Raw genomic sequence first — 24,492 nt, forward strand, 5'->3', positions numbered from 1 at the left:
CCCTAAAACTACACCCTTAAGAAATGTTACTCTCTCCCCCCCCCTTGCCCAGGAGGTATAGAGCAGGGTCATCACCAGCAAAGCTCCACCTCCGAAGCTAAAGAAGATGGAGTGATTTTTTTAAATAGGTAAAGAGAATTGAAATCAAGGCTACGTGAGCGAACCCCCCACGCCTGCGGCCGCTTGTCGGTGATTGTCGAAGGACCTCTTACTAAGGAAAGGATTAACAAAGAGCACGCGCAAGTTGCGCGCGGCCATGAGCAAAAAGGCCACTCCTCTTCTGCTTCCCATAAGAGAGACAGTGCTGATATCGGGCTTTGTAGGGACCACGCTGGGAAGGTTTTGATGCGGCAAGCTCATATTCCATCGGCCCTCACCATAATCGGATAGCAACTTGCTCCGTAGGATCATCTGAGCGCGGTTGTCCACGTAGAGTGCAGCGTAGGAGCGAGGTGATACGGGTGTATCTGCCAGCAGTGGGCCTTATCCAATCTCGTGGAAGAGTAATCTTGGGGATGCATACCTGGAGTCATTCTAATCCGATCATACGGAGTCAGAGATGCACAATGTTTACGTCTCAAAGTCCTTACCCGTAGGGCTCTCAGCACTCTGAAATTACTTAAAGTATGTCCCACAGAAATGCCTGAAGAGTCCATTTTGTTTTTTCTGAGGTGGAGCCATGGAAACAAATTGGTTTCCATGGCTGCTTCACGCTAATTAAATTCTAGAGCACTCGACGGGTCTCAATTTTCCATCCGGGCAGACCATCATGGATTGGACTTCTTTTCCGCCGGGTTGGCGTTGCAAAATAACGTTGCAGCCTTTAATGACCATTCCTCGTTTTGTTTGTTTGATTTTAACATGTCCCTTGCTATCGACATCGCGGACTGTCGTCACATAGGTTTTATTCATCATCGGGCACCAGGATGAAATCCGGTCACCCTTTTTCAGGCTTTTAAAATCATTGAGCGTTGTCAGGCTCGCGGAATCACTGTCCGATGTCATGCGAGTGGCACCCTTATCATTTTCATTATCCATGTAGTTATTACCACGCAAAGTGATTCGCTCACCCTTGGTAGTGTCCATAGTAGTGGTGGCGTGGGATAGGCTTGCAGTTGCCACAAGTGAGATGACAGAAGCCATGATTAAGGTGGTTGTGTGGTTTATTTTCATAGGAACTTTCTTTGGTTGGTTGGTTGTTATCTAACGGATAAATTATCTTTTACATCTCGTGAGAAGGCCATGCAGAGGAGAGCAGTCAGGATTGGTTTGGTTTGTTCCAGTGAAACGGCTGTCTCTCATTCACCAAACGTACGCCGACATGTTACTTCGAGATATGGGGTGTAACCCTACTCGTGTAGTCCGTCATCCATTTTCTAACGTAGAGGGGGAATCTGCTACAAAGGGGCATGAAGATTGCCCCTGCTATAAAACTCACCTTGTAAAAAAGGCCTTAAGCCCCTCGACAGTGGAGTCGGCGTATTCGCGGAAGATACTTTTGCGGGGTGTCCCCTCGACCATCTTGGTGCCTTCGTAATCGCCCATTTGGATCCTGAGATAATCCGTTTTGTTATTCATGACATAAGGTTCGAGGAAAATCGTCGGGCAATCGTAAATGCGGTTGGCGAGCAAATTGCGCCCCCAGACGTAAGGGCTCTCCCCGACTTTCACGGCATTACTCCCGTGATAAGTGAATGGCGGGAGTCCATTGGCCTTCAGCATTGCTCCTGCTAAAAAATCAGCAAGGACCACCTCATCATAATAAGCTTGTCCCATCAGTTTTTTGAACATCTCAAAACGGATATCCTCCTGAAACAATTCACCTTTACTGTAAGCACCGTTGATCAAAATATGGGAATGACTGCCCGCCACCAAGCGGGGTCTATCTGCCCTCCCCCATCCTTCGGCATTAAAGTGTAGGCACAACACCAGATCGGGTTTTGTTTGCTCGACTTTCTTGCCGCGAGCCCGGATCTCACTCGCCCGGTAAAAAAGTAATTCGCTCATGCTTTGGATCGAGCGGGGTTTCTTAGGGTCATTCATCCCTTTATAGTTCTCATAAGGATTTGTCACCCCATTCAAGAGGAACTCCATCCGCGCTTCCTTACGCAAATCCCCCGGGCGAGTGCTGGTGACCGGCACGTTTTTATCGCGGATCAAAATCACATTCGCGCCTAGGTCAACGAGCTGGGGAACCATTAATTTGGCCACTTGTAAAGTCATGTCCCCTTCCGTCACCGGTCGATCATCCCCGAGCTGGAACCATCTTTCCTCGATGATCGCATATTTCCCGCCGATATGACCGGGGTCGATGGCGATGGTCAGGCCTTCGAGGGGTTTTTCGGGGTTGGGAGAACGGTAATCACGCAGGACTTTCCAATAGCGGGGATTCGTGGTGAGGGCGGCGGAGTCCGGGGCGAATCCAATTTCATAATAATGACCGTCTTCGGCGAGGATTTTTGCGCCGGAATCAGAGATTTCCATATAGGGCGCGGCGGTGCCACGAGGCGCATACACTTTATTGAGGAGTTTTTCAAAATCTGACCGGGTAATTGTATTTTGGTAGGCATCCAAACGCGACCAGACGGGGGGATCGGCCAGCATACTGAGTTTCCTCGGCTCTTTTTTTTGTCCGGCGGCAAAAGCGCCCAGAGTGATTGTGGAAACAATCAAAATATAGAGTGAAAAGCGGACTGCCTTGGTGAGGGTTTTTATCATCTAGGGGGGAGCTTATCTGCAATCGACACAATCTTCAACTTGCTAGATTGGGAAAAATCCTTTTCGATTCTACGCAAATAAAACCATGACCGCAAAATTACATCCATCCAAAGTGACACCAGCATCGCTGGGATACTCCATGCCCGCCGAGTGGGAACCCCACCAAGCCACCTGGCTGAGCTGGCCTAGGCCTGACGGCATCAGTTTCCCCGATAAATTCGATCCTATCCCCGCCTACTGGGTACGCATGTGCCGGGAACTCATCAAGGGTGAAGAAGTCCATGTAAATACCTTTGACGACACCCATGAAGAAAGTATCTGGGGATTCCTCCGCGCGGATAAACTCTCCTTCACCGATTCCACCGGTAAAACCCACGGTTCACATCCCCGTATATTCCTGCACCGTTTCCCGGCGTATGAGCCCTGGTGCCGCGACCACGGCCCGATTTTCGTGAAGAACCCCGACTCCCCTGATCCCATAGCGGTCGTGGATTGGGGGTATAATGCTTGGGGTGGTAAGTATCCCCCTTTTGATCTGGACGATGATGTCCCCAGCAAAGTCGCTGATCTCTTAGGATTACCCCTTTTCAAAAACCCCACCGTCATGGAGGGAGGGTCCATCGAAGTCAATGGCATGGGCACACTTATGACGACGACATCCTGTCTGCTGAATAAAAACCGCAATCCCCACCTTTCACAGGCGCAAATCGAAAAGCAGCTCAAAGATTACCTCGGGGTGAAACATATCCTCTGGCTCGGGGACGGGATCGCCGGGGATGACACCGACGGGCATATCGATGATATCTCTCGGTTCGTCTCGGCAAATACCATCGTCACGGCCGTCGAATATGATCCTGCGGATGAAAACTTCCAACCGCTCATGGCTAATTATGAGAAACTCCTGACGACCCATGACCAAGACGGGAATCCTTTCCGCGTCATTTCCCTTCCCATGCCGCCAAAGCTTGAACACGATGGACAAAGGCTGCCGGCCAGTTACGCAAATTTCTATATCGGAAACGAAGCGGTGCTCGTACCGATCTATGGTTGCGACTACGACATCGAAGTCCTCATTACTTTACAGGAACTTTTCCCGACAAGGCGCGTGGTCGGCATTGATTGTACGAATTTAATATGGGGACTGGGCGCATTCCACTGTGTCACCCAACAACAACCAAAGGCTTAAGATTTTGTCGGCCAAATGATTAAAACGATTAAACAAACACTCCCCCCACTGAAAACAGGATAAAAACCATCTTATTCTCGACGAATCATGAAATCTTGTTAAATTAACCCTTACTTATGTCAGAAACCACCACTCATACTCCCTCTCCGCAAAAAAAGGTCAATCTGCGCACTCCTGATGTCATGGATGCGGTGAAGGAACAGGTGGAGGAACATTACCGCAGTGAGACGGTGGAACGACTCCGTAATTCCGGTTCATCCCTGCAAGCCGGCGGACTCAAGATCAAGCTCGCAAAGAAATTCGGTTTTTGTTACGGCGTAGAACGCGCCATTGACTTGGCGTATGCCGCCCGCAAAGTTTTTAAAGAGCAACCCCTCTACATCCTTGGTGAAATCATCCATAACCCCGAGGTCAATGAGCAGCTGGCAGCAATGGATATCCGGCCCTTGTCCGGGAAAGCCAAAAAGGCTGACATAGAAGACCTGAAAGAAGGGGATGTGGTCATTATTCCCGCCTTTGGTGCTGAGGTCGCGATCATGAATAAGCTCCGGGATAAAGGATGCCGTTTTGTAGATACGACCTGCGGCGATGTGATGAGTGTCTGGCGCCGGGTGAAACAAAATGCCACGGAAGGAATTACCAGCATCATCCATGGAAAAGCCTGGCATGAAGAAACACTTGCGACGAGCTCACGCGCCACGGAAAATGGCCACCATTACCTCGTCGTCTATAATCTCTCTGAGACTGATTATGTCTGTAATTATATCCGCAATGGCGGTTCTAAAGATGAATTCCTCCAGAAATTTGAAGGCGCTTACTCAAAAGGTTTTGATCCCGAGACCCATCTCAAAGCCGTCGGTGTCGCTAACCAGACGACCATGATGCGCGGGGAAACCGAGGAAGTCCAACGCCGCATCCGCCAAGCGGTCATCGACCGTTATGGTGAATCCGAAGAAACCAAACATTTCCGTTTTTTTGATACCATTTGCGGGGCCACTCAGGAACGTCAGGATGCCCTCGAGCAAATGCTTAAAGGCAAAATGGACCTTCTCCTAGTGATCGGTGGATATAATAGCTCGAACACCTCCCATCTGGCTGAAATGGGGGAAGCGATCTTGCCCACTTACTTTATCCGGAATGCCAGCCGCATTGTTTCAGAAGAGAAAATCATCCATTTCGACCATCATAAACAAGATGAAATCGATACTATGGATTGGCTCCCGAAAGGGGACGTCGTCGTCGGGATTACTTCCGGTGCCTCCTGCCCAAATAACCTGATCGAAGATGTCATTATCCGTTTGCTGTCCATGCGCGGTGTCAAAGTCGATGATCTTATCCCCGCTTAATCAAGCCTCCAGAAAAGAATAAAAATCGTTTTTTTGATTTAAACGAGACAGGAATAAGCAAGAAAAAAGATACATTTCGGACTTGTTTCATCATGGTTAATGCCACAAACGAAATGTTTAATTGGTAACCTTTACCAGAAAAACATATCGTTTTCCCTCAGAAAGGAATCTGATGGAAATTATTCATAACCTGTTATTTGGGGAAGGTGCAGCCCATACCGTTTTTATCTTAGCTCTCCTCACCTCTGTTGGACTTTATTTGGGTAATATTAAAGTCGCCGGGATCACCCTCGGGATCGCTGGGGTCCTTTTCTCCGGTTTACTTTTCGGACATTTCGGGGTGGAACTCAATGAACATGTCAGCGATTTTGCGCGTGAATTTGGATTGATCCTTTTTGTCTATACCATCGGGCTCCAGGTCGGCCCCGGTTTTTTCTCCTCCCTAAAAAGCCAGGGTCTGCGCTCAAATCTCCTCGCCGGCGGAGTAGTCCTCACCGGCTGGCTCATCGCGCTGATTATTTATAAAATCAGCGGGGCCGAACTCAGCGCCATCGTCGGTATCCTCGCCGGGGCCACAACCAATACCCCTTCCCTCGGTGCAGCACAACAAGCCTTGCACCTCAGTCCGGACTTTACTAACCAGATGGGCCAACTCCCCGCCATGGGTTATGCTGTGGCTTACCCGATGGGGATTTTAGGGATTATTATTGCGATGTTCCTCGTACGCTGGTTTTTCAAGGTGAATATCCATGGGGAAGTCCGCGAAATCGTCGATGACCTCGAAAAGAATAAAAAGACCATTGCCCGCCTCAATATCGTGATCGATAACCATAACCTCGACGGACGCGCCATCGACGATATCCCTGCTTATAAACAACTCGGAGTCGTCATCTCCCGCCTCATGCGTGATGACAAAATCATCGTCCCTAACGGCCAAACCACGCTAAAAACCGGTGACATTATCCATGCGGTCGGACCAGAAGAAAAACTCAAAGAACTCCTAATCATCGTCGGGAAACCCTCGGATATCGACCTGAAATCTGTCGCCAGCCACTTGGCTTCCATCCGGATTGTCATTACAAAACATTCCGCCGCCGGAAAAACCGTCAGTGAGCTCGCCTTTACCCAGAATTACCAGATCACCATTACCCGTATTAGTCGAGCCGAGGTGGAGTTCACCGCCAGTCCAAATATCCGCCTGCAATTCGGCGACACGGTCCTCGCTGTCGGCAGCGAAAAAGACATCGAGCAATTTGCCCAAACTGTGGGGAATTCCCCCAAACAACTCAACCTTCCCCAGTTGATCCCCCTTTTCCTCGGGATTACCTTGGGAGTATTTATCGGTATGATTCCATTTAGTCTCCCGGGGGTTCCTGCACCGGTAAAGCTCGGCCTCGCTGGCGGGCCATTGATTATCGCTCTGATCCTGAGTCGTTTAGGCAGGCTCGGGCCACTGAGCTTTTACATGCCCATCAGTGCAAATTTCATGCTCCGGGAAATCGGGATCACCCTCTTCCTCGCGTGTGTCGGACTCAAAAGCGGCCACAGCTTCGTCTCGACGATCCTGGCAGGCGGCTGGATATGGATTATCTACGGGTCCATCATCACATTGGTCCCCCTCCTCATCATCGGATTTATCGCCCGTGGTCTCATGAAAATGAATTATGTCACCATCTGCGGGATCCTCTCGGGGAGCATGACCGATCCCCCCGCCTTAGCCTTTGCGAACAAAATGACCAATTCAGACACCCCCTCCCTCTCCTACGCCTCCGTCTATCCCTTCACCATGATCCTCCGCGTCTTGTCCACACAACTCATGGTGATCCTGTTTTTGAACTGATGGATTTAATCCCCTCCCATTCCTCACAAAAGACCAAGCTCATAACCCCGGACTCCACCGGATATTTCCCGTAAAAAGAAACTGTGCAAATCTGCGGTTTTTCTAAAACACTATTTTCATTTCCCGTACTTAGAAAAGCTTCACACGAGAAAATCCTGCGTGAATGGGAATGTGTGCCCGTGGTCACCACCGGATACCGGGAGGTTCGAAAATTTTGCGCGAAGGGTGATAATTTGTTTGGGTTTCCAAGACAATTTCACCGATTTTGCGGGGGCAATTTGCTCGGGGTCGGTCTCATCGAGGCGGACACGGGCAAGTTGCTCCGGGACCTGTCCGAGAAGCAGCTCTGCATCCACGGTATCTGCGCTAAAATTAGCGATCCGGATAATGACGGCATCACCGTTTTCTTCCTTCTTTAGGGAGGTGATCCTGAGACGGTTATCCGCGACATCGGCCAGACTGTAGCCGTGGGGCAAATTTCCTTTCATGAGGGATTTTGGGAAAACTCCGTAGAATGCCGGGGCTTGATAACTATCAGCCAAGGGCAGGATGGCCGCTTCTTTCCAATCACCCCTGTGCGGGCAAATGGCATATTCATGCTCGTAAACCCCGGTGCCGAAACGGTCAATATCGACCCCTTCAGTTCCCCACATTGCGCCAAAGACCGCCTCAGTGGCGCGGAGGAGGGTCAACCCGATTTCCTTGCGCGGGGTATTCTCGACATGATACTCGGCTAAGGAACGGTTCAGCACAGACACACTGCGTTTTCCATCGGTGACACTCATAAATGATTTAAAGTGCCAACAACCGCTATGCATGCGGGCGTTCTCAGGGATTTTGATCAAACGTCGGCTAATATCGAAAGTCGTCTCAGAATCATGCTCGAGGGCGTCTTTCAGGTCCGTGGGAATCATCACACGCAGCCGGAAATCCATCGCCTCGGGATTAGTGATCCTGGTTTTTACCGAGACATAACGCTGGCCTTGCGCCAGAGAAAACCATGTATCGAGGGTAATGGTCGAAAGATCGGTACTACGCCCGTCCCCGTCCTTGCGTCGGGGCACGCGGAATTCCTGGCGCACATGATATTCGGCATAAACCGGGCCATTGATCGTCAGGCTGATAATAGCCGGAGTGCCCACCGTGGTATAAATAACATCACGTTTGGATTTGAAATAATCATAACTCTGACCTGCCTCACCACCATTTTCATAATAATGGATTTTCTCGAGGCGGAAGCCAGTATCCTTCTGGAGTAAATTCAGCGTCCCATCTGGGTTAATCTCGACGCGGAGGAGTTTATTTTCCATCACATTTACCTCATCGGACACATGAGCCACGCGCAACGGACGATCCTCAAATGGAGGAGCCCCGATGGCCACTTGTTTGACCGGCTCGACATATTTCCAGAGGATTAACTCATGGCCGAGGGCCGGAATCCCGACATCTTCGAGGGCAAGTTCGAATTCAATCGCCTTGCGCTGATCGGGCAGCATATACGGGCTCGTACTGCGGCGGCGGCCCCCGTCCCTGCGCGAAATGATCTGGTATTTGACCCGGCGCCCAGTGGAATCGATTAATTCAAACGGTTCAAACGGAAAAATCTCTTTTGTCATTTTAGCGAGATTCTCAGGCTCTGCATGCCCGATCATTTCATTCAGCGGATAGAGGAATTTCACCCGGAGTGAACCTTCAAATTTTGATCCGCCCGGATTATACAGGAGCAGGCCTTTTTGAACCCCATCGGCGGAAACAGGTTCTAAGTTCACCGCAATTTGCTGGAGCCCGCGGGTACTCAGGTTCCCGGCGATATCGTCCACGGCGTCAAAACGCTGGAGCATGTCTTTATGCACTTGGTTGACCGAGCATCCGCAGATGGAATCATGGGGATGATTCTGGAGCAAATTGCGCCAGGCATGCCAGAGGAAATCGGCATCGTAACAACCACCATTCATCCAACTCATCACACTTAAGGGCTCGGCGTAACGCTCCATCCATCGTTGGGCCTGGTTATTGCGAGATTTAATCTCTGGGTGTGCACTGAAAGTGCCTTGAACGATCGTCGCAAAAAACTCTTCGCGTAACTCCCCTTTGTAAAGGGTTAAATCGGCAGGAACCGTTTTCTTTAAGGCCTCGATAAACTCGGGCATGGTGCTGTGTTTGAATTGTACCGTGTCCCCAAGGTGTTTATTCACCTCGTCAATCATGCGCGGCAACCAATGCTTGGCAAAAATATGGTCACACCCGTCCATCCCCATCATCTCGGAGCCGCTGGCGAATTTCCCAAGCACGGAATGGACTTTCTTTGCATATTCGAGGGCTTGAACGGGATCGTCTTGGAAATTATAGGCACTATTATACCAGCCGGCCATAATGTGGGTGAGGACACGGGTGCCATCAGCCCCTTCCCAGATGAATTCACTTTTCCCGTTCACACTGTCAGGAGTGATTCCACGGCCAAGGACAGCATTGTCTAGGCCGAACCCGGCCAAAAGCTGGGGCACTTGGGAGTTATGCCCGAAATTATCCGCGACATAACCAACCGGCATGGGTTTACCCCCAAAGGCTACGCAAATAGCACGGCCCAAGAGCAAATTGCGGATGATCGCTTCACCTGATACGAGCCATTGATCATTCAAAAGGTAAAAAGGTCCGACAAGGATACGCCCGGCCTGGATCAGCTTTTCGAGGCGTTCACGATTCTGCGGGCGGATAGCCAGATAATCTTCTAAGACAACTGTCTGGGCATCGAGGTGGAAAGCTCGGAAAGCGGGATCATTTTCGAGGATATCCATCGCCCGGTCGATATTATCAACGAGCATCATGCGATATGATTGGAAAGGCAAATACCATTCCCTGTCCCAGTGAGTGTGTGAAATAATGTGTATTGTCTGTTTCATAACGAGTCCATTTCTGAAGGTACCATCAAGAATTACGAAGTTTTTTGAAGAGTTTATTCATTTCATCAAGAGAATAATCGTCCCAATCCTGATTTTGTTCTTTCAAATGGTTTTCAAGGATACGGAAACGTTCATCGAATTTCCGGATAGTCGCAGCGAGGAGATCATCGGCGGAATAACCTTTGAGGCGGATCATATTCACCAAAGTAAAGAGCACATCCCCGAGTTCATCCTTGACCGCGGCTTCATCACTGGAGCCTATGACCTCTTCGAGTTCCTTGGCTTCCTCTTCAAATTTTGCCAAGGCGGCTTCCGGGGTTTTCCAAGTGAATCCGACTTTTCCGGCTTTCTTCAGGATTTTTTCCGCCTTCAGGAGAGTGGGTAATTCACGGGGAATCCCGTCCAAAGCCGAGGATCTCTGGGCGGCCCCCTCCTTGCCTGAATACTCCACGGCTTTAATCGCATCCCATTGTTTGAGAACAGCTTCTGAGTTATCAATCCGCACTTCCCCAAAGACATGCGGATGGCGACGGACGAGTTTATCCCCGATTTCCTTGGCGACAGCCTCAAAGTCAAAGCGGCCTTCCTCCTTCGCGATTTGCGCGTGGAAAACGACCTGAAGGAGCAAATCGCCCAATTCCTCCCGAAGCATGTCATCATCACCCATATCGATGGCTTCCGCTAATTCATAACATTCCTCAATCAAATCTTTCTTGATTGTCTGATGGTTTTGTTCCCTGTCCCAAGGACAACCCTCAGGGGCACGGAGCTTGTCCATAATCTCTAGAAGGCGGTCAATGGGGCGTTTTTCCTCGTTCATCAAGAGGTGATACTGCGAGAAAGAGGACGGGATTCAATAATTTTTTTCATAGAAAATATTTTTTACACTTTACCGCGTGTCAAATATCGTATTAATTAGTTGAACTATATGAGCCAGACGACGTTGGACATCAATTCATGCAATGCCGAAGACTTAAGTAAATTTACTGGACTCTCCGACGATATCTCGAAAAATGTTGTTGAGTTTAGAAATTCAAAAGGAGCCTTCTACCACATAAGCGAAATCTTGGAAGTTCCTGATGTAGACCGGAATGCCTTTATCAAGCTGACTGGCCTCTCCCGGAAAAAGGCAGATTCCTGTATCCTTCGTTATAACATTAAAAAAATCGTCAAGCTTGGCAGGGCTAGTGAATTCACTTTCTAAGATGTGATTAAACTCATCAGCAACCTACCCACCCTTTCGGGGGCGATGCTCTGTTCGGATGACGGCCTCCCCATTGCACGCGATTTTAATCCCCTCTTACCCGCTGACATGATCGGGGCTTCCCTCTCAGCCTGTTTGAAACAAGCTCAGGATTCACTGAAAGAAACTCCTTATAAGGAAGTCCACTCCATGTCCATCGAGTTAGCAGGCCACTTGATGACTGTATTCCATCAAGGTAAACTTTATCTCGTGGTCCTCCATGATCATGGCCAAATATCCGGACGCATTAATAAAATCGTCAGTGATATCCTTGCGAAATTACCCCAGACATCACTGACCAAGTAATCACCGCCCTTCGATTCATTTCAAAACAAAAAAACCCGCGCAAATTGCGCGGGTTTTTTGTTTGTCGGAAAAAGTGTCAGCCCCTTACTCGGTAATAATTTCCTTGTAGGTTTTGCCAGCCGGAATGAACGGTATCACGTGCTCGGTGAAAGGCACAATAACATCGAGAAGATAGGCTTCTTCAGAATCGAGCATCCTCTGCAAAGCGGCTTTCAAATCACGTTTATGAAAGACACGTTCAGCCTTCACCCCAAACCCTTTGGCGACGGTAATAAAGTCCGGATAAATCGTATGGGGGAAATCCGGGTCTCCCAGATAAGTATGTCCACGGTTTGAATCATAAATATGATCCTCCCACTGCACCACCATTCCCAAATGTTGGTTATTTAAGATAATCGCCTTTGCGGCGATTTTTTCAATATGCGCAGTGGCCAGCTCTTGGATATTCATCATGAAGCTGCCGTCACCATCGATATCGATCACCTGTTTATCAGGACGCCCTACTTTGGCGCCTAATGCGGCGGGATACCCATACCCCATCGAGCCCGCCCCCGCAGACGTGATATAGGAACGGGGATTTTTATAGGTATAAAATTGTCCTGCCCACATTTGATGTTGGCCCACGCCCGTGGTGATGATGGCCTCACCCTTAGTCATTTCACTCAGCAGCTGGATCACATGCTGCTGCATGATCACCTCGCTGATATCGCCCCCGAGGAAATCCTTGATATAAAGATTCGACATCACTTCATCAGTAAGTTTGAATTTCAGCGGGTATTTCGCCTTCCATTCGGCAACTTGCTTATTCCACTCCTCATATTTGCCGGGACGAACCATTTTAATCAATTTGCTCAAGGTCGCTTTCAGGTCGGCATTGATCGGAAAATGGGCGAATTTATTTTTGTTAATTTCGGATGCATCGATATCGATATGGATGATTGTCGCATTCTTGGCGAATTCTTCAAACTTCCCGCACACACGATCATCGAAACGCACACCGATGGCCAAAATCAAATCGGCCTCATTCACAGCGTTATTCGCATACACGGTGCCGTGCATCCCGAGCCATTTTAGTGACAAGGCATGATTTTCAGGAATAGCTCCCACGCCCATGATGGTCGTAGCCACATGAATACCGGTTTTCTCCGCAAATTGCGTGAGTTCCTTGCTAGCATTAGCCGAGATGACCCCACCCCCGCAATAAATCATCGGTTTATTCGCGTGCTCGATAAGCCCCACGACTTCATTTAGGGAAAGTTCATCCGGAGGAGGCGGCAAATGGTAACCACGTAATTCAACTTTATCGGGCCAGATAGGTCGGGTATAGGTCTGTTGGATATTTTTTGGAATATCCACTAAAACGGGACCGGGACGCCCGGAGGAAGCTATATAAAAAGCTTCTTTGATAATCCGGGGAATATCATTGATATCCGTCACGAGATAGCTGTGTTTAACAATCGGAAGGGTCATCCCGAAAACGTCTGTTTCTTGGAATGCTCCACGACCAATCATGTGCTGGGGCACTTGGCCCGTAATCGCCACCATGGGAATCGAGTCCATGAAAGCATCAGCGATACCCGTCAAAAGATTCATCGCTCCCGGCCCACTCGTGGCCATACACACGCCCACCTTACCCGTAGCCCGCGCATATCCTTCTGCTGCAAAGACTCCCCCTTGTTCATGACGGGGAAGGACTGTGCGGATTTTTTTGGAACGTGTGAGCCCTTGATGGAGCTCCATACTGGCGCCACCCGGATAAGCAAAAATGACCTCTACGCCTTCACGCTCTAGGGCCGAGACGACAATGTCGCAGCCGCGCATGGGTTGCTGGAGACGAGCCGACGCGTCTTTTTTCGCCGGAACAGATTTATTACGTAAGGATTTAGTTGCCATATTTTGATTTTATGTTGAAAATTAAACATAACTATCTCATGTCTTGAAGACAAGGGATTTATCTTGGAATATTACCCCTACCAAAGATTTTTATTATGAATAAAAAAATCCTTATTTTTTCTTTTTTGACCCTTTTACTGGTGGCTATTTTAGCAATTGGCGGAGGGTATTTATATTATAAAAAGAAAAAACAGAGCCGAGGCCCAGAAGCCATCCAAGCCCAAGCCCGGGCTACACTGTACTCCGGAAATGTTAATCAATCAGCCGAACTCTGGATCGAATCATCGAGACTGGGGTACATTCCGGAAGCGGACGCATTAGCGATCAGCGAGAAATTACTCGTCACCCCTGTCACCTCCAATCAACAAGCAGCCAGTGCCATGCAGCAAATTGCGCTGATCCTTTCCAGTTCGATTTCCGGAAATATCGATAATGTGAATTTATTGCGCCGGATATCGGATCTGCTGATTCGACAGGGAAAAGCGGCTAATCCTGTGGCTTGGCAAAATCTTGGCGGCTTATGTACCAGTGTCTTGGCAAAAAAGAAGGATTATTTACCCGCACGCCAATATAAAGCGCTGTCTGATTTTTATTCCCGCCAGTGGATCAAGGCTCCTGACAAATCAGTCGTTTTGCTCGGACTCTATAATGACCTAGACATTCCCGAATCACCGACTAACCAAGACAAGGAAATTATCCAAGTGCGGATTCAATCCCTTTTGGCTCTTGCAATGGATGCTGACAAAGACCGTGAAAAAGCATCAAAATTCCAAAAACAAGCCCTTGAAACAGCAGAAAAGGCTACAACCGACCATCCGGACTCCCTGACATTCAAGATTCAAAATTTATCAGTTCAAATCGCCACAGAAAAACTGATCCCCGCCGAGTTTATGGTCAAAATAAATGATCTGGCACAAAAAACGGACTTAGCAAATTGCCCGGTCCAAGAACTCATCGATCTGGGATCATTATTAAAAATGTCCCAGAGGATAAACCCTTCCCAGGATGCACAAATCACGAAGTACTATCAAAAAGTCATATCACTGAATCCTGATAATATCACCCTCAAAGCTGATTACGCCTTGTACCTCTTGCAGTCCGAGAAAAATAATGAGGCATTATCCATGATTCAAGAGACGCTCAACGCCAAAAACCCACTCCCCCCGTTGGAATGGCTCGAACGGAATGTGATTCGTGCCGACGCTGCCTATAAGTATGCGAATTACCTGATCCAAAAGGCCGCTGGCACGCCTGATCAAAAACAAAAGGACGACCTCCTGAATACAATTCCCGGCCTGCTGAGCGACGCAGCCCAAGCCCTGACTCCCTCCCAGCTCGCACTGTTACAGGCGAAAACCGCTTTTATCAAAGGAAACTTCCAGCAAGCCATGAGCCTGGCCGATCAAATCCCTCCCCTCCAAGGGGCAGAGGAAAGTGAACGCCTCTTCCTGGCGGCTGAATCGGCCATTAACCTCGGCCTCATTGGGGATGCCAAAGACCGTTACCGCAAAATAATTATTTCGCAGGGGGTTAATTTCCCCGTGCGCCTGCGGTTCTCACAATTACTCCTGCAAACCAATGAATATGATGTACTGGAGAATCAACTTAACTCCTTTACTGCGGACGAAAAAAACCATCCTGCCGTAAAAGAAATCCAAGCCGATTTCCTGATGAAAAAAGGCAAAAACCTTGAGGCGATTAAAGTCTATGATGATTTATTAAAAGTCACGGCAAACGACCAAAAAGCCTCATTGCTCCAGAAAAAAGCCGCCGCCCAGTCCCGTATCGGAAATCAATCCGCCGCTTTATCGAGTATTAGTGAAATACTTAAATCAAACCCGGCCAGGGTAGAGGCCCTAAAGATATTCATCCTCTTGAGTAATGATCAAGCCGCCTGCCTTCAAGCAGTCCATAAAGCTGATCAAAACGGATTACCTCCCCTTTACAGTAACCTCTTTAAACACTTACTTGGGATGAAAGATTGGCAATTTTCAAAAACCACACTGTCCAATCTCCGAGGGAATACCATGAGTGCCGACACTTATGAGGAAGTAGCCAAAACCTATATGATCTGGGGCGACAGCAAGATGGCAATGGCTGTCTTGGATGAAGGATACAAAAAGTACCCTTCGGACTCCGGACTCTTAGCCCTCCAACTCGACCAAGCACTCGCCACAAAAAATACAGAAGAATTAAATAGAATCCTGAATATGGCCCGTGAAAATAATAGTGATGGTGTCGGTGGTGCTTACTTTCAAGCCGTCATCCTTAATGCCCAAGGCAAAGCAGATGAGGCCCGGTCTGTGGCTGAAGGTATTACAAGGAAGCATCCGAACCATGCAGAAGCCCCTGTTCTTCTTGCTAAACTCGATTTCGGCAAAAAGGATTACGCCAACGCCAGAAAACACCTATTAAAGGCCATCGACATTAATCCTGCAAACGCTCAAGCCCTCTCCCTACTGGCTGATATTGAGTTCCGCAATGGACAGGATGATGCCGCCCTAGGGTATATTAAACGCGCTCTCACACAAGATCCCCAGAATACCATTTACCTTGCCCAATTCCTCTCGATCCAACAAGCAAAACTGCCTTCTGAAAGTGCCATGAATATCCGGAAGAAAATCGCTGATGCGGCCCCGGAATTCATTGAAAACACACAATCCCTCTCACTCATGCTTTTAAAGGAAGGCAAAACCGACGAGGCCATGGCGACTGCAAACATTGATATCATCAATGAAAAATCGCCTTTTTTTCAAAGGGCTTTTAAAGCACAAGTCCTAGCGGCAACTGGAAAAACGAAAGAAGCACTGGATTTATACGCTACATTAGCCAAGGAAAAACCGGACAACCTCGATATCCTCGAAAAATACGTATACCTTCTCATCCTCTCAGGAAAATTCGACGAGGCTCTTTCAATCATTGATAAAAGCCAAAAATCACTGAATGATAAAAACCTTCTCCTCGTCGAAAAATCCCTCGCCTACCAAAATAAAGCCCTCAATGCCCCAAGCAAAAAAGAAATGTCTGATGCTCTGAACCAAGCGATTGAAGCCCTCGCCCTCCACCTCGCCAGCAACGAATCCGATTCTCGTAGTTATTTACAGCTGGCCCGCCTCAAGCTCGCGGCAAATGACTCTGTCGGGTCCATCCTTCCTTCCATCGACAAAGCCATCAAATCAAACCCAAATTTCCCCGAGGCGATACTCATGAGGTCTGACTTGGAATTCCAACGGGGAAAAACCGATCATGCGATCGATTCCATCCGTACGGCCCTCAAGCAAAATCCTGATTTCCTGCCTTATTACACAAAACTCGCCGATTATTACCAAATGACAGGCCAATCCCGTAACACACAGAATATCATCGATGAGGCCATCCGGAAATTCCCTAAAAATGCACAGCTCTACACCATGCGGATGCTGTATTACATGAATAATGACGAGGTAAATCAAGCTCTCAAAGATGCCCAGAGTGCCTTTAACCTTTCGCCCACACCCCAAACGCTGTCTAACTACATTCAAACCGTATTGAGTTCCCAGAATATTCCTTTGACCAAACAAATCCTGGCTGAAAATGATGTGATGGTCAAAACCTCCCCTCTGCTCCAGGCACTCCAAGCCAGAATATTAGCCATGGATAATAAACCTGATGAAGCCTTTAAGGCCTTCCTCACACTCCTTCAGAATGCCCAGAATCTCTCATCGGCAAAAATGGTGGTTGATAATGCCCGGATATCTCTCGGCACGGACGCCGCACAAAAGCTCCTAGAGTCCGGAAATGTAAGCCTGCCACAAACTGAAAAAAACCTTTTATTATCCCAATTATACATCAATAGCGGCCAGGCAACTAAAGCATTTGCCCTCCTCGCTGTATTAAAAGACGAGGATATTAAAAAGTATTTCCCTCTGGTGAGTTCATTATTGCTCAGCTTGCAAGGTTCAATTGAAGCCGATAAAATGATCCCTGAAATCCAAAATCTGATTAAAATCAACCCTGAATCCCCTGCCCTGTCCATTGCATTGGCCAATCTATTTGGGACAGTAAACAACATGGACGCTGCAAAAAAAGAGCTCAGTACGATCGAAAACGAATATCCGCTGGAGAGTAAATTTGCCCAAGCGGAAATCGTCCTCAATCAAATGCAAAAAACCGATGATGCCGTATCACGGGACAAAATCGGTTACGAAGTCAGCCTTCTCATTGAACAGCTCCTGCGTAGTTATCCCGATAATAGTAATGCTTATCTGCTGAAAGCACGTTATTCACTGCTTACTAAAAAGAATAAGGATGCCGTCCAAGCAGCTGAGAAAGCTCTGCTCCTGAATCCTGAATCCGGCACTGCTATTATGCTCCTTACCGGTATCAGGTTTGATACTGGGGATAAACTCAAAGCCCTCGGGGAAATCGAGTTTTACATGAATAAATTCCCCCGGAACCTTCAAGTCCGCCAATTCTATGGGAATCTTCTCTTACAATATGATAAACGTAAATATGCTGAATTCATCGATTCAAGCTTGCGTTACTTCCCTAAAGACCCTGTTTTCCTGAGCCAAAAAGCCGAGCTTGAATCTGCGAAAGACAAGAAAAAGGCCATTACCTATTATCTTTTGGCGCTTGATCAGACACCCTTGAATCCCATGATCTTAAATAACCTCGCTTATTTATTGATGGAAACGAATCAGCTTGATCAGGCCGAGTCCTATGCCAAAAAAGCTAGTGAAATCGTTCCCCAGGATCCCTATGTGCTGGATACCCTCGGCCGGATAGAATTCCTCCAAGGCCGGTTTGATGAAGCCCAAAAGAACCTCGAAAAAAGTCTTTTTCTCAAACCCCTTCCTGAAAACGCCATCCACCTAGCCGAGTTATTCATCAAGAAGGGGAATAAAGACAAGGCACGGGATTATCTGAATCAAGCGCGAATTTTGGCAGATAAAAATAAAGTTTTCCTCGAGGAGATACAAAAACTGGAAAGTAGCCTTTAAACACATTTGTCAAAGTCCATCAGTCGAATAAAGCTTAAATTTCTCTAATCAACAACTTATGGAGCTGACCTGTCGTATTCACGATATAATCAGCTTCCTTGATCTCATCATGAGCACCGTATCCCCATGTCACGCCACACGTTTTGAGCCCCCGGTCACGGGCTCCCTTGACATCATTATGGCTGTCACCGATATGAATAATCTCTTCAGCCTTTGCTCCCGCCAAATCAATCGCACGGTTAAACATCTCGGGTTTTGGTTTTCGTGTGGGAGTCGCATCACCCCCGACGACCGCAGAGAACATGTGTAGAATGCCAAATCCATCCAGAATAATCTCTGTCGGGCGCTGGGGTTTATTTGTCAGGATGGCTAACTTTGCCCCTGAGGAAGTTAAATCCGTCAATAAAGCAAATATCTCGGGGTAGAACTCCGTATGCACCATACAACTATTTTCATACTGTGGTCTCCAGATATGAATAGCCTTTTTGATAAGCTCCGGATCTTCGCTTCCTAAGGCACGGTTAAAAAGTTTCTCCACCCCATCACCGATATAGGTTTGGATTAAAGATTCAGAAAGGCGATCCATCCCCAGCTCCAGCCGCACATGGTTCACTGACACGGCTATATCCATGCTTGAATCCACAAGGGTCCCGTCCAAATCAAAAAAAACAACCGGAAAAACAGGACGATATGACATACGATTCCTTGCTTTTTAGACACCTTTTAAAATGATGGCGGCGGCCTCAGCGATTGTTTTGACGGTGGAATACTTTTTACCCTGGAGGGCCTTATGGGCTTCGGATGAGTATTTGCCGTCGAGGAGGATGGATTGACACCCCCCATTAATCCCGCAAAGCACATCGATATCCTTATCCCCGACAAACCACGATTTCTTGAGATTCACCAAAAAATTCTGTTCCGCCTGAAAAAGGAATTTCGGGGACGGTTTACGGGAATTACTCTGTGGATTTTCGGGGGTATCAGGACAGAAATACATCCATGTGAATTTCACACCGGGCATAAGGGATAACATCCGGTCATTCACCTCATGCATCTGGTCCTCGGTAAAGAAGCCCCGTCCGATACCGGACTGGTTTGATACAATAAAAAGTTGAAACCCAGCTTTTTGAAGTTTCAAGAGGTTTTCGGTTACACCGGGCAGGAGCTCAACATCCTCAGGCTTGCTGATATAATGTTTATCAATAATCAGCGTGCCATCCCTGTCAAAAAAAACTGCGTGATTAGCCATTTTTCTTAAAGCTTTCGAGTATTTCAGTTTGGTTTGTGACAGCCGTACCCAGCTTGCCTACGACAAGACCGGCAGCGTGGTTAGCGATTTCAGCAGCCTCTGTCGGGGTGGCTCCTGTGGAAAGGGCTAGTGTATAGGTCGCGATGACGGTGTCACCGGCACCGGTGACATCAAAAACCTCTTGGGCCTTAGTGGGGGTATGGTAAAGCGGTTTGTTGCGTTGGAATAAAGCCATACCTTGGTCACCCAATGTAATGAGGAGGTGCTGGGGACGCCATTTTTCCAAAAGAATTTTACCCACACGGTCAAGGGCCGTATCCTTCTCGACAGGATCAACCGGCTCGCTGTAAACAATACCCGAAGCGGCAAACGCTTCCAAACGGTTTGGCTTGACCACTGTCGGTTCATGCCAATAAAGCGGGTTATAAGGATTCGGATCGACAGCCAGGATTTTCTTCTGGGTGGTCACGAGATTTGAAACACGGTCAACAAGCATCTGGGTGACAAAACCTTTGCCGTAATCTTCGATAATGACAGCGTCGGCTTCTTTGATCTTTGACTTGAATTCTGCAATCGCCTTGTCGGCAATTTGCACTTGTAGGCGTTCGCGGTGCTCACGGTCCACACGCACCATTTGTTGGTGACGTGCAATGATACGAGTTTTTACCACAGTCCGTGTATTAGGATTTGTAATGACCCCGGAGATGCCGACCCCTTCATTCTGTAAAAGCTCTTGGAGTTGAGACGCGTAGATATCTTTGCCCACTTGACCGATAATATCGACTTGGCACCCCATCGCGCGCAAATTGCGTGCCACGTTCGATGCACCGCCGGGGTAACGGACTTCCTTCGTGACTTCCACCACAGGGACGGGTGCTTCGGGCGAAATACGAATAACCCGGCCATAGATAAATTCATCCAACATCAAATCACCGAGGACAATGATCTTCTGGTTTTTAAATTTCGAAAGTATTTCTTTTGCACGTTCTGACTTCATTTTCATAACCTTTGATTATCTCCTTGATAAAACAGCCAATAAAATCGTTTCACCCCTCATTGGTCAACGGTAAAACGAGTCAAGATAAATTATTTTTTAAATTACCCTCATATCCACTGATTTAATCCCCTCTCAATAGGGAAATTATATCCGTGGCCAAATTGATTATTGTCTGGGATACGAGCCTTTTGCCGCCTGGAAAATCTGAAAGGCATATCGGGCAAGCCACAACATCATCAACATCAGGAAAAAATCTTGTCTCAGAAGGCTATAAATGGCGATTCCGCCTGCCACAATCATGCCGGTAAAAGCCGATACCATCAGAGATTTTTCATACCCCAAAAAAGGCCACAGGATAGAATGTAAAATACGCCCTCCATCCATCGGGAAAGCTGGAATTAAATTAAATAGCAAAAGCATGGTGTTTATCTCGATAAAAAAACCAAGCAAGGCTTGTCCTTCATCACCCCGGCATAACCCCAAATAACCGACCAGTACGCCAAGGCCCAAAAGAACCAGATTCACCAAGGGGCCACAAACTGTTACAATAAAATTCGCCAAGGCCCGGGGAGGAACCGAAGTATAGGCCAACCCGCCAAAGGGCCAGAGCACCACAAGATCCGAGTGTCCCCCCACTGCCCGGGTGGCAAAGATATGGCCAAACTCATGGAGGAGGACTGAACCAAAGATCATCACAAAAGCGATTAATCCCATTTTAATGCCCCCGAAACTCCAAGCATAGAGTCCCCCAATCAAAATCAGGGTGATATCCGCACGAACTTGCACCCCAAAGATGCGGCAAACCGGAAAATCAAGACCAAATGGACTGGCTTTACTCATATTAACCCGCAAGATAGCAGCGGTTTGCGTTTTGGTCTATTATTTAGTCACTCACTGGCATTTTGATGAATAATCTGATTAAGGGCTCCAGCTATATTTGGGTATTGAAAAACAAACCCGGCTTCTTGAAGTTTCTTGGGGATCACCCACCTGCTTTTAAGCACGAGTTCTGTCTCCGTTTTGATCAGGAGAGCCCCCATTTCTAGTAACCATTTCGGGGCGGGAAATCCAATTGGCATCCCCAGGACATCACGGAGTGTTTTCATCAAAACATGATTAGGGACTGGATTTGGTGAAGATGCATTATAAACCCCCGCCATATCGAGTCTGGATTCCAGAAATAAAATACACCGGTAAAGGTCCTCCAGATGGATCCAACTAAACATCTGTCGTCCCTCCCCCTGGGGCCCTCCTAGCCCGAAACGGACAAGGTTCTGATAAGGTGTCATGACTCCACCTCCGGGGCCCAGAACAATCGCCATGCGCAGGGCGATTTGCCTTGTCATCGGCAGGGCAAACGAAAAAAAAGTCTCCTCCCAACTTTTCGCCACACCCACCGAAAAACCACTCCCGATCTCGCCAGAGTCCTCTGTCATAGGTCTGTCCCGGGCATCCCGGTAAATGGTCGCTGTACTGGAGTTTATCCAAAGAAGGGGCGGATTTTGACATTTGAGTAGGGTTTGCCCCAGGAGCCGGGTTGTCTCCGTCCGGGACTCAAGGATTTCACGTTTATTGCGCGCATGATACCGACAATCCACAGAACGCCCTGCGAGATTTAATAACACAGAGGAGTTCTCCAAAGCTAACCGGATACCCTCTGGATCAGTCCATTGCACATTTCCTTGACTGCGGGAGATGACAATGATTTGCACACCCTCCGAGCGGAAACGGGATGCAAAAAATCTCCCGATAAATCCATTCCCGCCGGCAATAACGATTTTTCTCATGGATATTTAATGATGAATATTAAAATCAAAACCCTGTACAAGACCCAACTATAACACAAATGGGCCGGCAGGCAAAGACGTCTGACTATTTTCTGGTGGCAAAAAAACATAACCGTCACCACACAGAAAAAGTAGCATAATGCAGCAAACCCACTCACGGTGCGGATCTGATGGATATAAAGTACAGGCAAAAGCATCAGTGCCCCCATCAAAGAAACCCCGATTAACCGGTAGGAATAGCGCACTTTTTCCGTCAAAGTCCTTTTCCCGATTAAAAAAAACTGGAAAAGTATCTGCCCCCAGACCATCAGAAATTCAAAACTCCAATCATAATTGATCGTTATGTAACTACTGAGCAACCCCGCATAACAAGAGAGGACAACTGCGATAAAGACCGCCCCCAGAATGGCAAAAAAAGGATAATAAAAGCGGGAAAGTTTTTTTCTACTGATCCTCACTACTTGCTCACCCTTATTTTCTCTTTCTTCTCTTCAGATTCTTCTTCGAATTTATGTTTCTCGCCAGCGAGCTGTTTTTTGAGTGCCTCGACTTCACGATAATCATTTTTTCCAATAGCCTCCACGATCAGGCCTTCGAGATAAACCTCCCGCTCGGCGATCTTGGATTTGTAAAGTGAATCGATCTCCGCAATTTGCTTTTTCTGTTCGCCGCTCAGTTTAATGGTTGGTGATTTTTTATTTAACCTTTCCATGGCGAGTTCATAAGCTGATTTCATAAAACCTCCTTTAAATACAGTGCACCGGGAGTTAATCCCATTTAATTAAAACGTCTTCGCCTTCGATCTTGATTTCGTAGGTTTTCATATCCGCGCCGGGGGCTGTCAGTGACTTCCCGGTTTTTACATTAAATCTCCACATGTGCCACGGACACATCACGACACCGTCTTTGACCGGTCCTTGGGTGAGAGGGGCCCCTTGGTGGGGACAAGTATTCTCCATGGCACAGAATTCTCCGTCGATATTAAAAAGTCCGACATCCTCACCTTTAATATTGATGCCTTTACATTGCCCGGGCTGGAGCTCATGGACTGTGCAGAGTTTGATGAATTCGCTCATAATATAATGCCGTGGATTAAGGGTTTAAAAATTTCGAGGCACAGTAATCCAGAACCCCCCCCCTATTTAATCCTCTCAAAGTTTCTTTTTTAATTCCTGTTTCAGGATTTTTCCAGTGGCTGTGCGGGGGAGACTCTCGACGACACGGATCTCTCGGGGTTGTTTATAATCAGCGAGCTTCTCGCGCAAATAACGCCCGATCGCCGTGACATCCAGAGAGACCCCCTCGTTCGCAGAAATAAAAGCCACAGGCACCTCCCCTTTTTTGTCATCCGCTCTAGCCACCACGGCGGCTTCCTTGATACCGCTATAATGTAAAAGGACTTCTTCAATCTCCCGGGGATAAACATTCATCCCGCGCACGAGTAACATGTCTTTCTTCCGGTCCACAATCGAGATATACCCTTCCCCGTCGATCAGCCCGAGGTCACCGGTATGTAACCACCCGTTTTTCAAAGTATCGGCGGTTTCCTCCGGTTGGTTCCAGTACCCGGTCATGACATTATCCCCGCGCACACAAACCTCGCCCACTTGGCCTGAGGCAAGGGGCTGGCCTGACTCATCCATGATGGCGACTTCGACATCAGGAATGGGTTTACCCACGGTGCCCGCTTTTTGTTTTCCTTTTTGAACCGGATTAAAACTCACCACAGGGGCCGCTTCGGAGAGGCCGTAACCTTCAAGGAGGGGAAATCTGAATTTCCGCGCAAATTGCGTCAAAGTCTCAGCCGGCAAAGGGGCCGCCCCAGAAATCGCCATACGGATCGGGAAAACCCAGTTAAAGTAAAATGGCAACTTCGCCTGGGTCATCGCTTGGAAAAGCTGGGGGATCGCCGGGAGGATCGTCGCCCGGTATTTGATGATCTCTTTAAAAATATTTTTTGCCGGGGAAAGCGATTTCACAACCAAGATACTCGCCCCGATCGACAAGGGTAATACCATGCAGACCGTCATCATAAAGCTATGGAA

The 24,492-nt window shown here is 47.9% G+C and carries 19 protein-coding genes; 6 read left to right on the forward strand and 13 right to left on the reverse strand.

All coding sequences use genetic code 11. The features are described from left to right. Window positions 1–717 precede the first annotated feature (717 nt). Window positions 718–1,173, reverse strand: coding sequence for a hypothetical protein (locus SGI98_07150; protein ID MDZ4743181.1), 456 nt, complete (start codon window positions 1,171–1,173; stop codon window positions 718–720). Window positions 1,174–1,434: 261 nt separating this feature from the next. After that, on the reverse strand, window positions 1,435–2,718 hold the full coding sequence (locus tag SGI98_07155) for an N-acetylmuramoyl-L-alanine amidase (protein ID MDZ4743182.1): 1,284 nt from the start codon (window positions 2,716–2,718) through the stop codon (window positions 1,435–1,437). An 85-nt stretch (window positions 2,719–2,803) separates the two neighbouring features. Here SGI98_07155 and SGI98_07160 point away from each other — a divergent pair, with 85 nt between their 5' ends. The 3 genes from SGI98_07160 (at window position 2,804) to SGI98_07170 (ending at window position 7,090) form a co-directional block, all read left to right on the forward strand. Further along, on the forward strand, window positions 2,804–3,904 hold the full coding sequence (locus tag SGI98_07160) for an agmatine deiminase family protein (protein ID MDZ4743183.1): 1,101 nt from the start codon (window positions 2,804–2,806) through the stop codon (window positions 3,902–3,904). Window positions 3,905–4,020: 116 nt separating this feature from the next. Continuing rightward, window positions 4,021–5,250: a 4-hydroxy-3-methylbut-2-enyl diphosphate reductase gene (locus tag SGI98_07165; protein MDZ4743184.1), complete on the forward strand. Its 1,230-nt coding sequence runs from the start codon at window positions 4,021–4,023 to the stop codon at window positions 5,248–5,250. A 172-nt stretch (window positions 5,251–5,422) separates the two neighbouring features. Then, a complete protein-coding gene (locus SGI98_07170) occupies window positions 5,423–7,090 on the forward strand; it encodes a putative transporter (GenBank protein ID MDZ4743185.1) in 1,668 nt (555 codons plus the stop codon). A 140-nt stretch (window positions 7,091–7,230) separates the two neighbouring features. On the opposite strand, the gene SGI98_07175 is transcribed toward SGI98_07170, so the two are convergent. Continuing rightward, window positions 7,231–9,990 carry a glycoside hydrolase family 38 C-terminal domain-containing protein gene (locus SGI98_07175; protein ID MDZ4743186.1) on the reverse strand — a complete coding sequence of 920 codons (2,760 nt, stop codon included), beginning with the start codon at window positions 9,988–9,990 and terminating at the stop codon, window positions 7,231–7,233. A gap of 25 nt (window positions 9,991–10,015) precedes the next feature. Further along, a complete protein-coding gene (mazG, locus tag SGI98_07180; GenBank protein MDZ4743187.1) occupies window positions 10,016–10,810 on the reverse strand; it encodes a nucleoside triphosphate pyrophosphohydrolase in 795 nt (264 codons plus the stop codon). A gap of 108 nt (window positions 10,811–10,918) precedes the next feature. On the opposite strand from mazG, the gene SGI98_07185 reads away from it, so the two are divergent. Both SGI98_07185 and SGI98_07190 read left to right on the forward strand, forming a co-directional pair. Continuing rightward, the gene (locus tag SGI98_07185; GenBank protein MDZ4743188.1) at window positions 10,919–11,194 is read left to right on the forward strand and encodes a helix-hairpin-helix domain-containing protein; all 276 of its coding nucleotides are present in this window, start codon (window positions 10,919–10,921) and stop codon (window positions 11,192–11,194) included. A 3-nt stretch (window positions 11,195–11,197) separates the two neighbouring features. Continuing rightward, window positions 11,198–11,539, forward strand: a complete 342-nt coding sequence (locus SGI98_07190) for a roadblock/LC7 domain-containing protein (protein ID MDZ4743189.1) — start codon at window positions 11,198–11,200, stop codon at window positions 11,537–11,539. 84 nt (window positions 11,540–11,623) lie between these two features. Here SGI98_07190 and ilvB read toward each other — a convergent pair whose 3' ends face one another. Continuing rightward, window positions 11,624–13,432, reverse strand: a complete 1,809-nt coding sequence (ilvB, locus tag SGI98_07195) for a biosynthetic-type acetolactate synthase large subunit (protein MDZ4743190.1) — start codon at window positions 13,430–13,432, stop codon at window positions 11,624–11,626. A 95-nt stretch (window positions 13,433–13,527) separates the two neighbouring features. Between ilvB and SGI98_07200 the strand changes: the two genes are divergently transcribed. Then, entirely contained in the window at window positions 13,528–18,414 is a 4,887-nt protein-coding gene (locus SGI98_07200; protein MDZ4743191.1) for a tetratricopeptide repeat protein, read from the forward strand. 34 nt (window positions 18,415–18,448) lie between these two features. Here the strand turns inward: SGI98_07200 and SGI98_07205 are convergent, their stop codons facing one another. The 8 genes from SGI98_07205 to SGI98_07240 form a co-directional block, all read right to left on the reverse strand. Further along, a complete protein-coding gene (locus SGI98_07205; protein MDZ4743192.1) occupies window positions 18,449–19,111 on the reverse strand; it encodes an HAD-IA family hydrolase in 663 nt (220 codons plus the stop codon). A 15-nt stretch (window positions 19,112–19,126) separates the two neighbouring features. Beyond that, window positions 19,127–19,663 carry an HAD family hydrolase gene (locus SGI98_07210; protein MDZ4743193.1) on the reverse strand — a complete coding sequence of 179 codons (537 nt, stop codon included), beginning with the start codon at window positions 19,661–19,663 and terminating at the stop codon, window positions 19,127–19,129. After that, window positions 19,656–20,660, reverse strand: coding sequence for a PfkB family carbohydrate kinase (locus SGI98_07215; protein ID MDZ4743194.1), 1,005 nt, complete (start codon window positions 20,658–20,660; stop codon window positions 19,656–19,658). Before SGI98_07215 ends, SGI98_07210 begins: the two co-directional genes overlap by 8 nt. A 165-nt stretch (window positions 20,661–20,825) precedes the next feature. Next, entirely contained in the window at window positions 20,826–21,500 is a 675-nt protein-coding gene (locus SGI98_07220; protein ID MDZ4743195.1) for a hypothetical protein, read from the reverse strand. 47 nt (window positions 21,501–21,547) lie between these two features. After that, complete coding sequence (locus SGI98_07225) at window positions 21,548–22,447, reverse strand: TIGR01777 family oxidoreductase (GenBank protein MDZ4743196.1); 900 nt, start codon at window positions 22,445–22,447, stop codon at window positions 21,548–21,550. A 457-nt stretch (window positions 22,448–22,904) separates the two neighbouring features. Then, entirely contained in the window at window positions 22,905–23,183 is a 279-nt protein-coding gene (locus SGI98_07230) for a hypothetical protein (GenBank protein MDZ4743197.1), read from the reverse strand. Between the two features lie 31 nt (window positions 23,184–23,214). Continuing rightward, window positions 23,215–23,523 carry a non-heme iron oxygenase ferredoxin subunit gene (locus tag SGI98_07235; GenBank protein MDZ4743198.1) on the reverse strand — a complete coding sequence of 103 codons (309 nt, stop codon included), beginning with the start codon at window positions 23,521–23,523 and terminating at the stop codon, window positions 23,215–23,217. Between the two features lie 75 nt (window positions 23,524–23,598). After that, the coding region (locus SGI98_07240; GenBank protein ID MDZ4743199.1) for an AMP-binding protein at window positions 23,599–24,492 on the reverse strand (894 nt) is incomplete at its 5' end.

This window comes from Verrucomicrobiota bacterium (assembly GCA_034440155.1).
In the GTDB taxonomy this organism is placed as follows: Bacteria; Verrucomicrobiota; Verrucomicrobiia; order JAWXBN01; family JAWXBN01; genus JAWXBN01.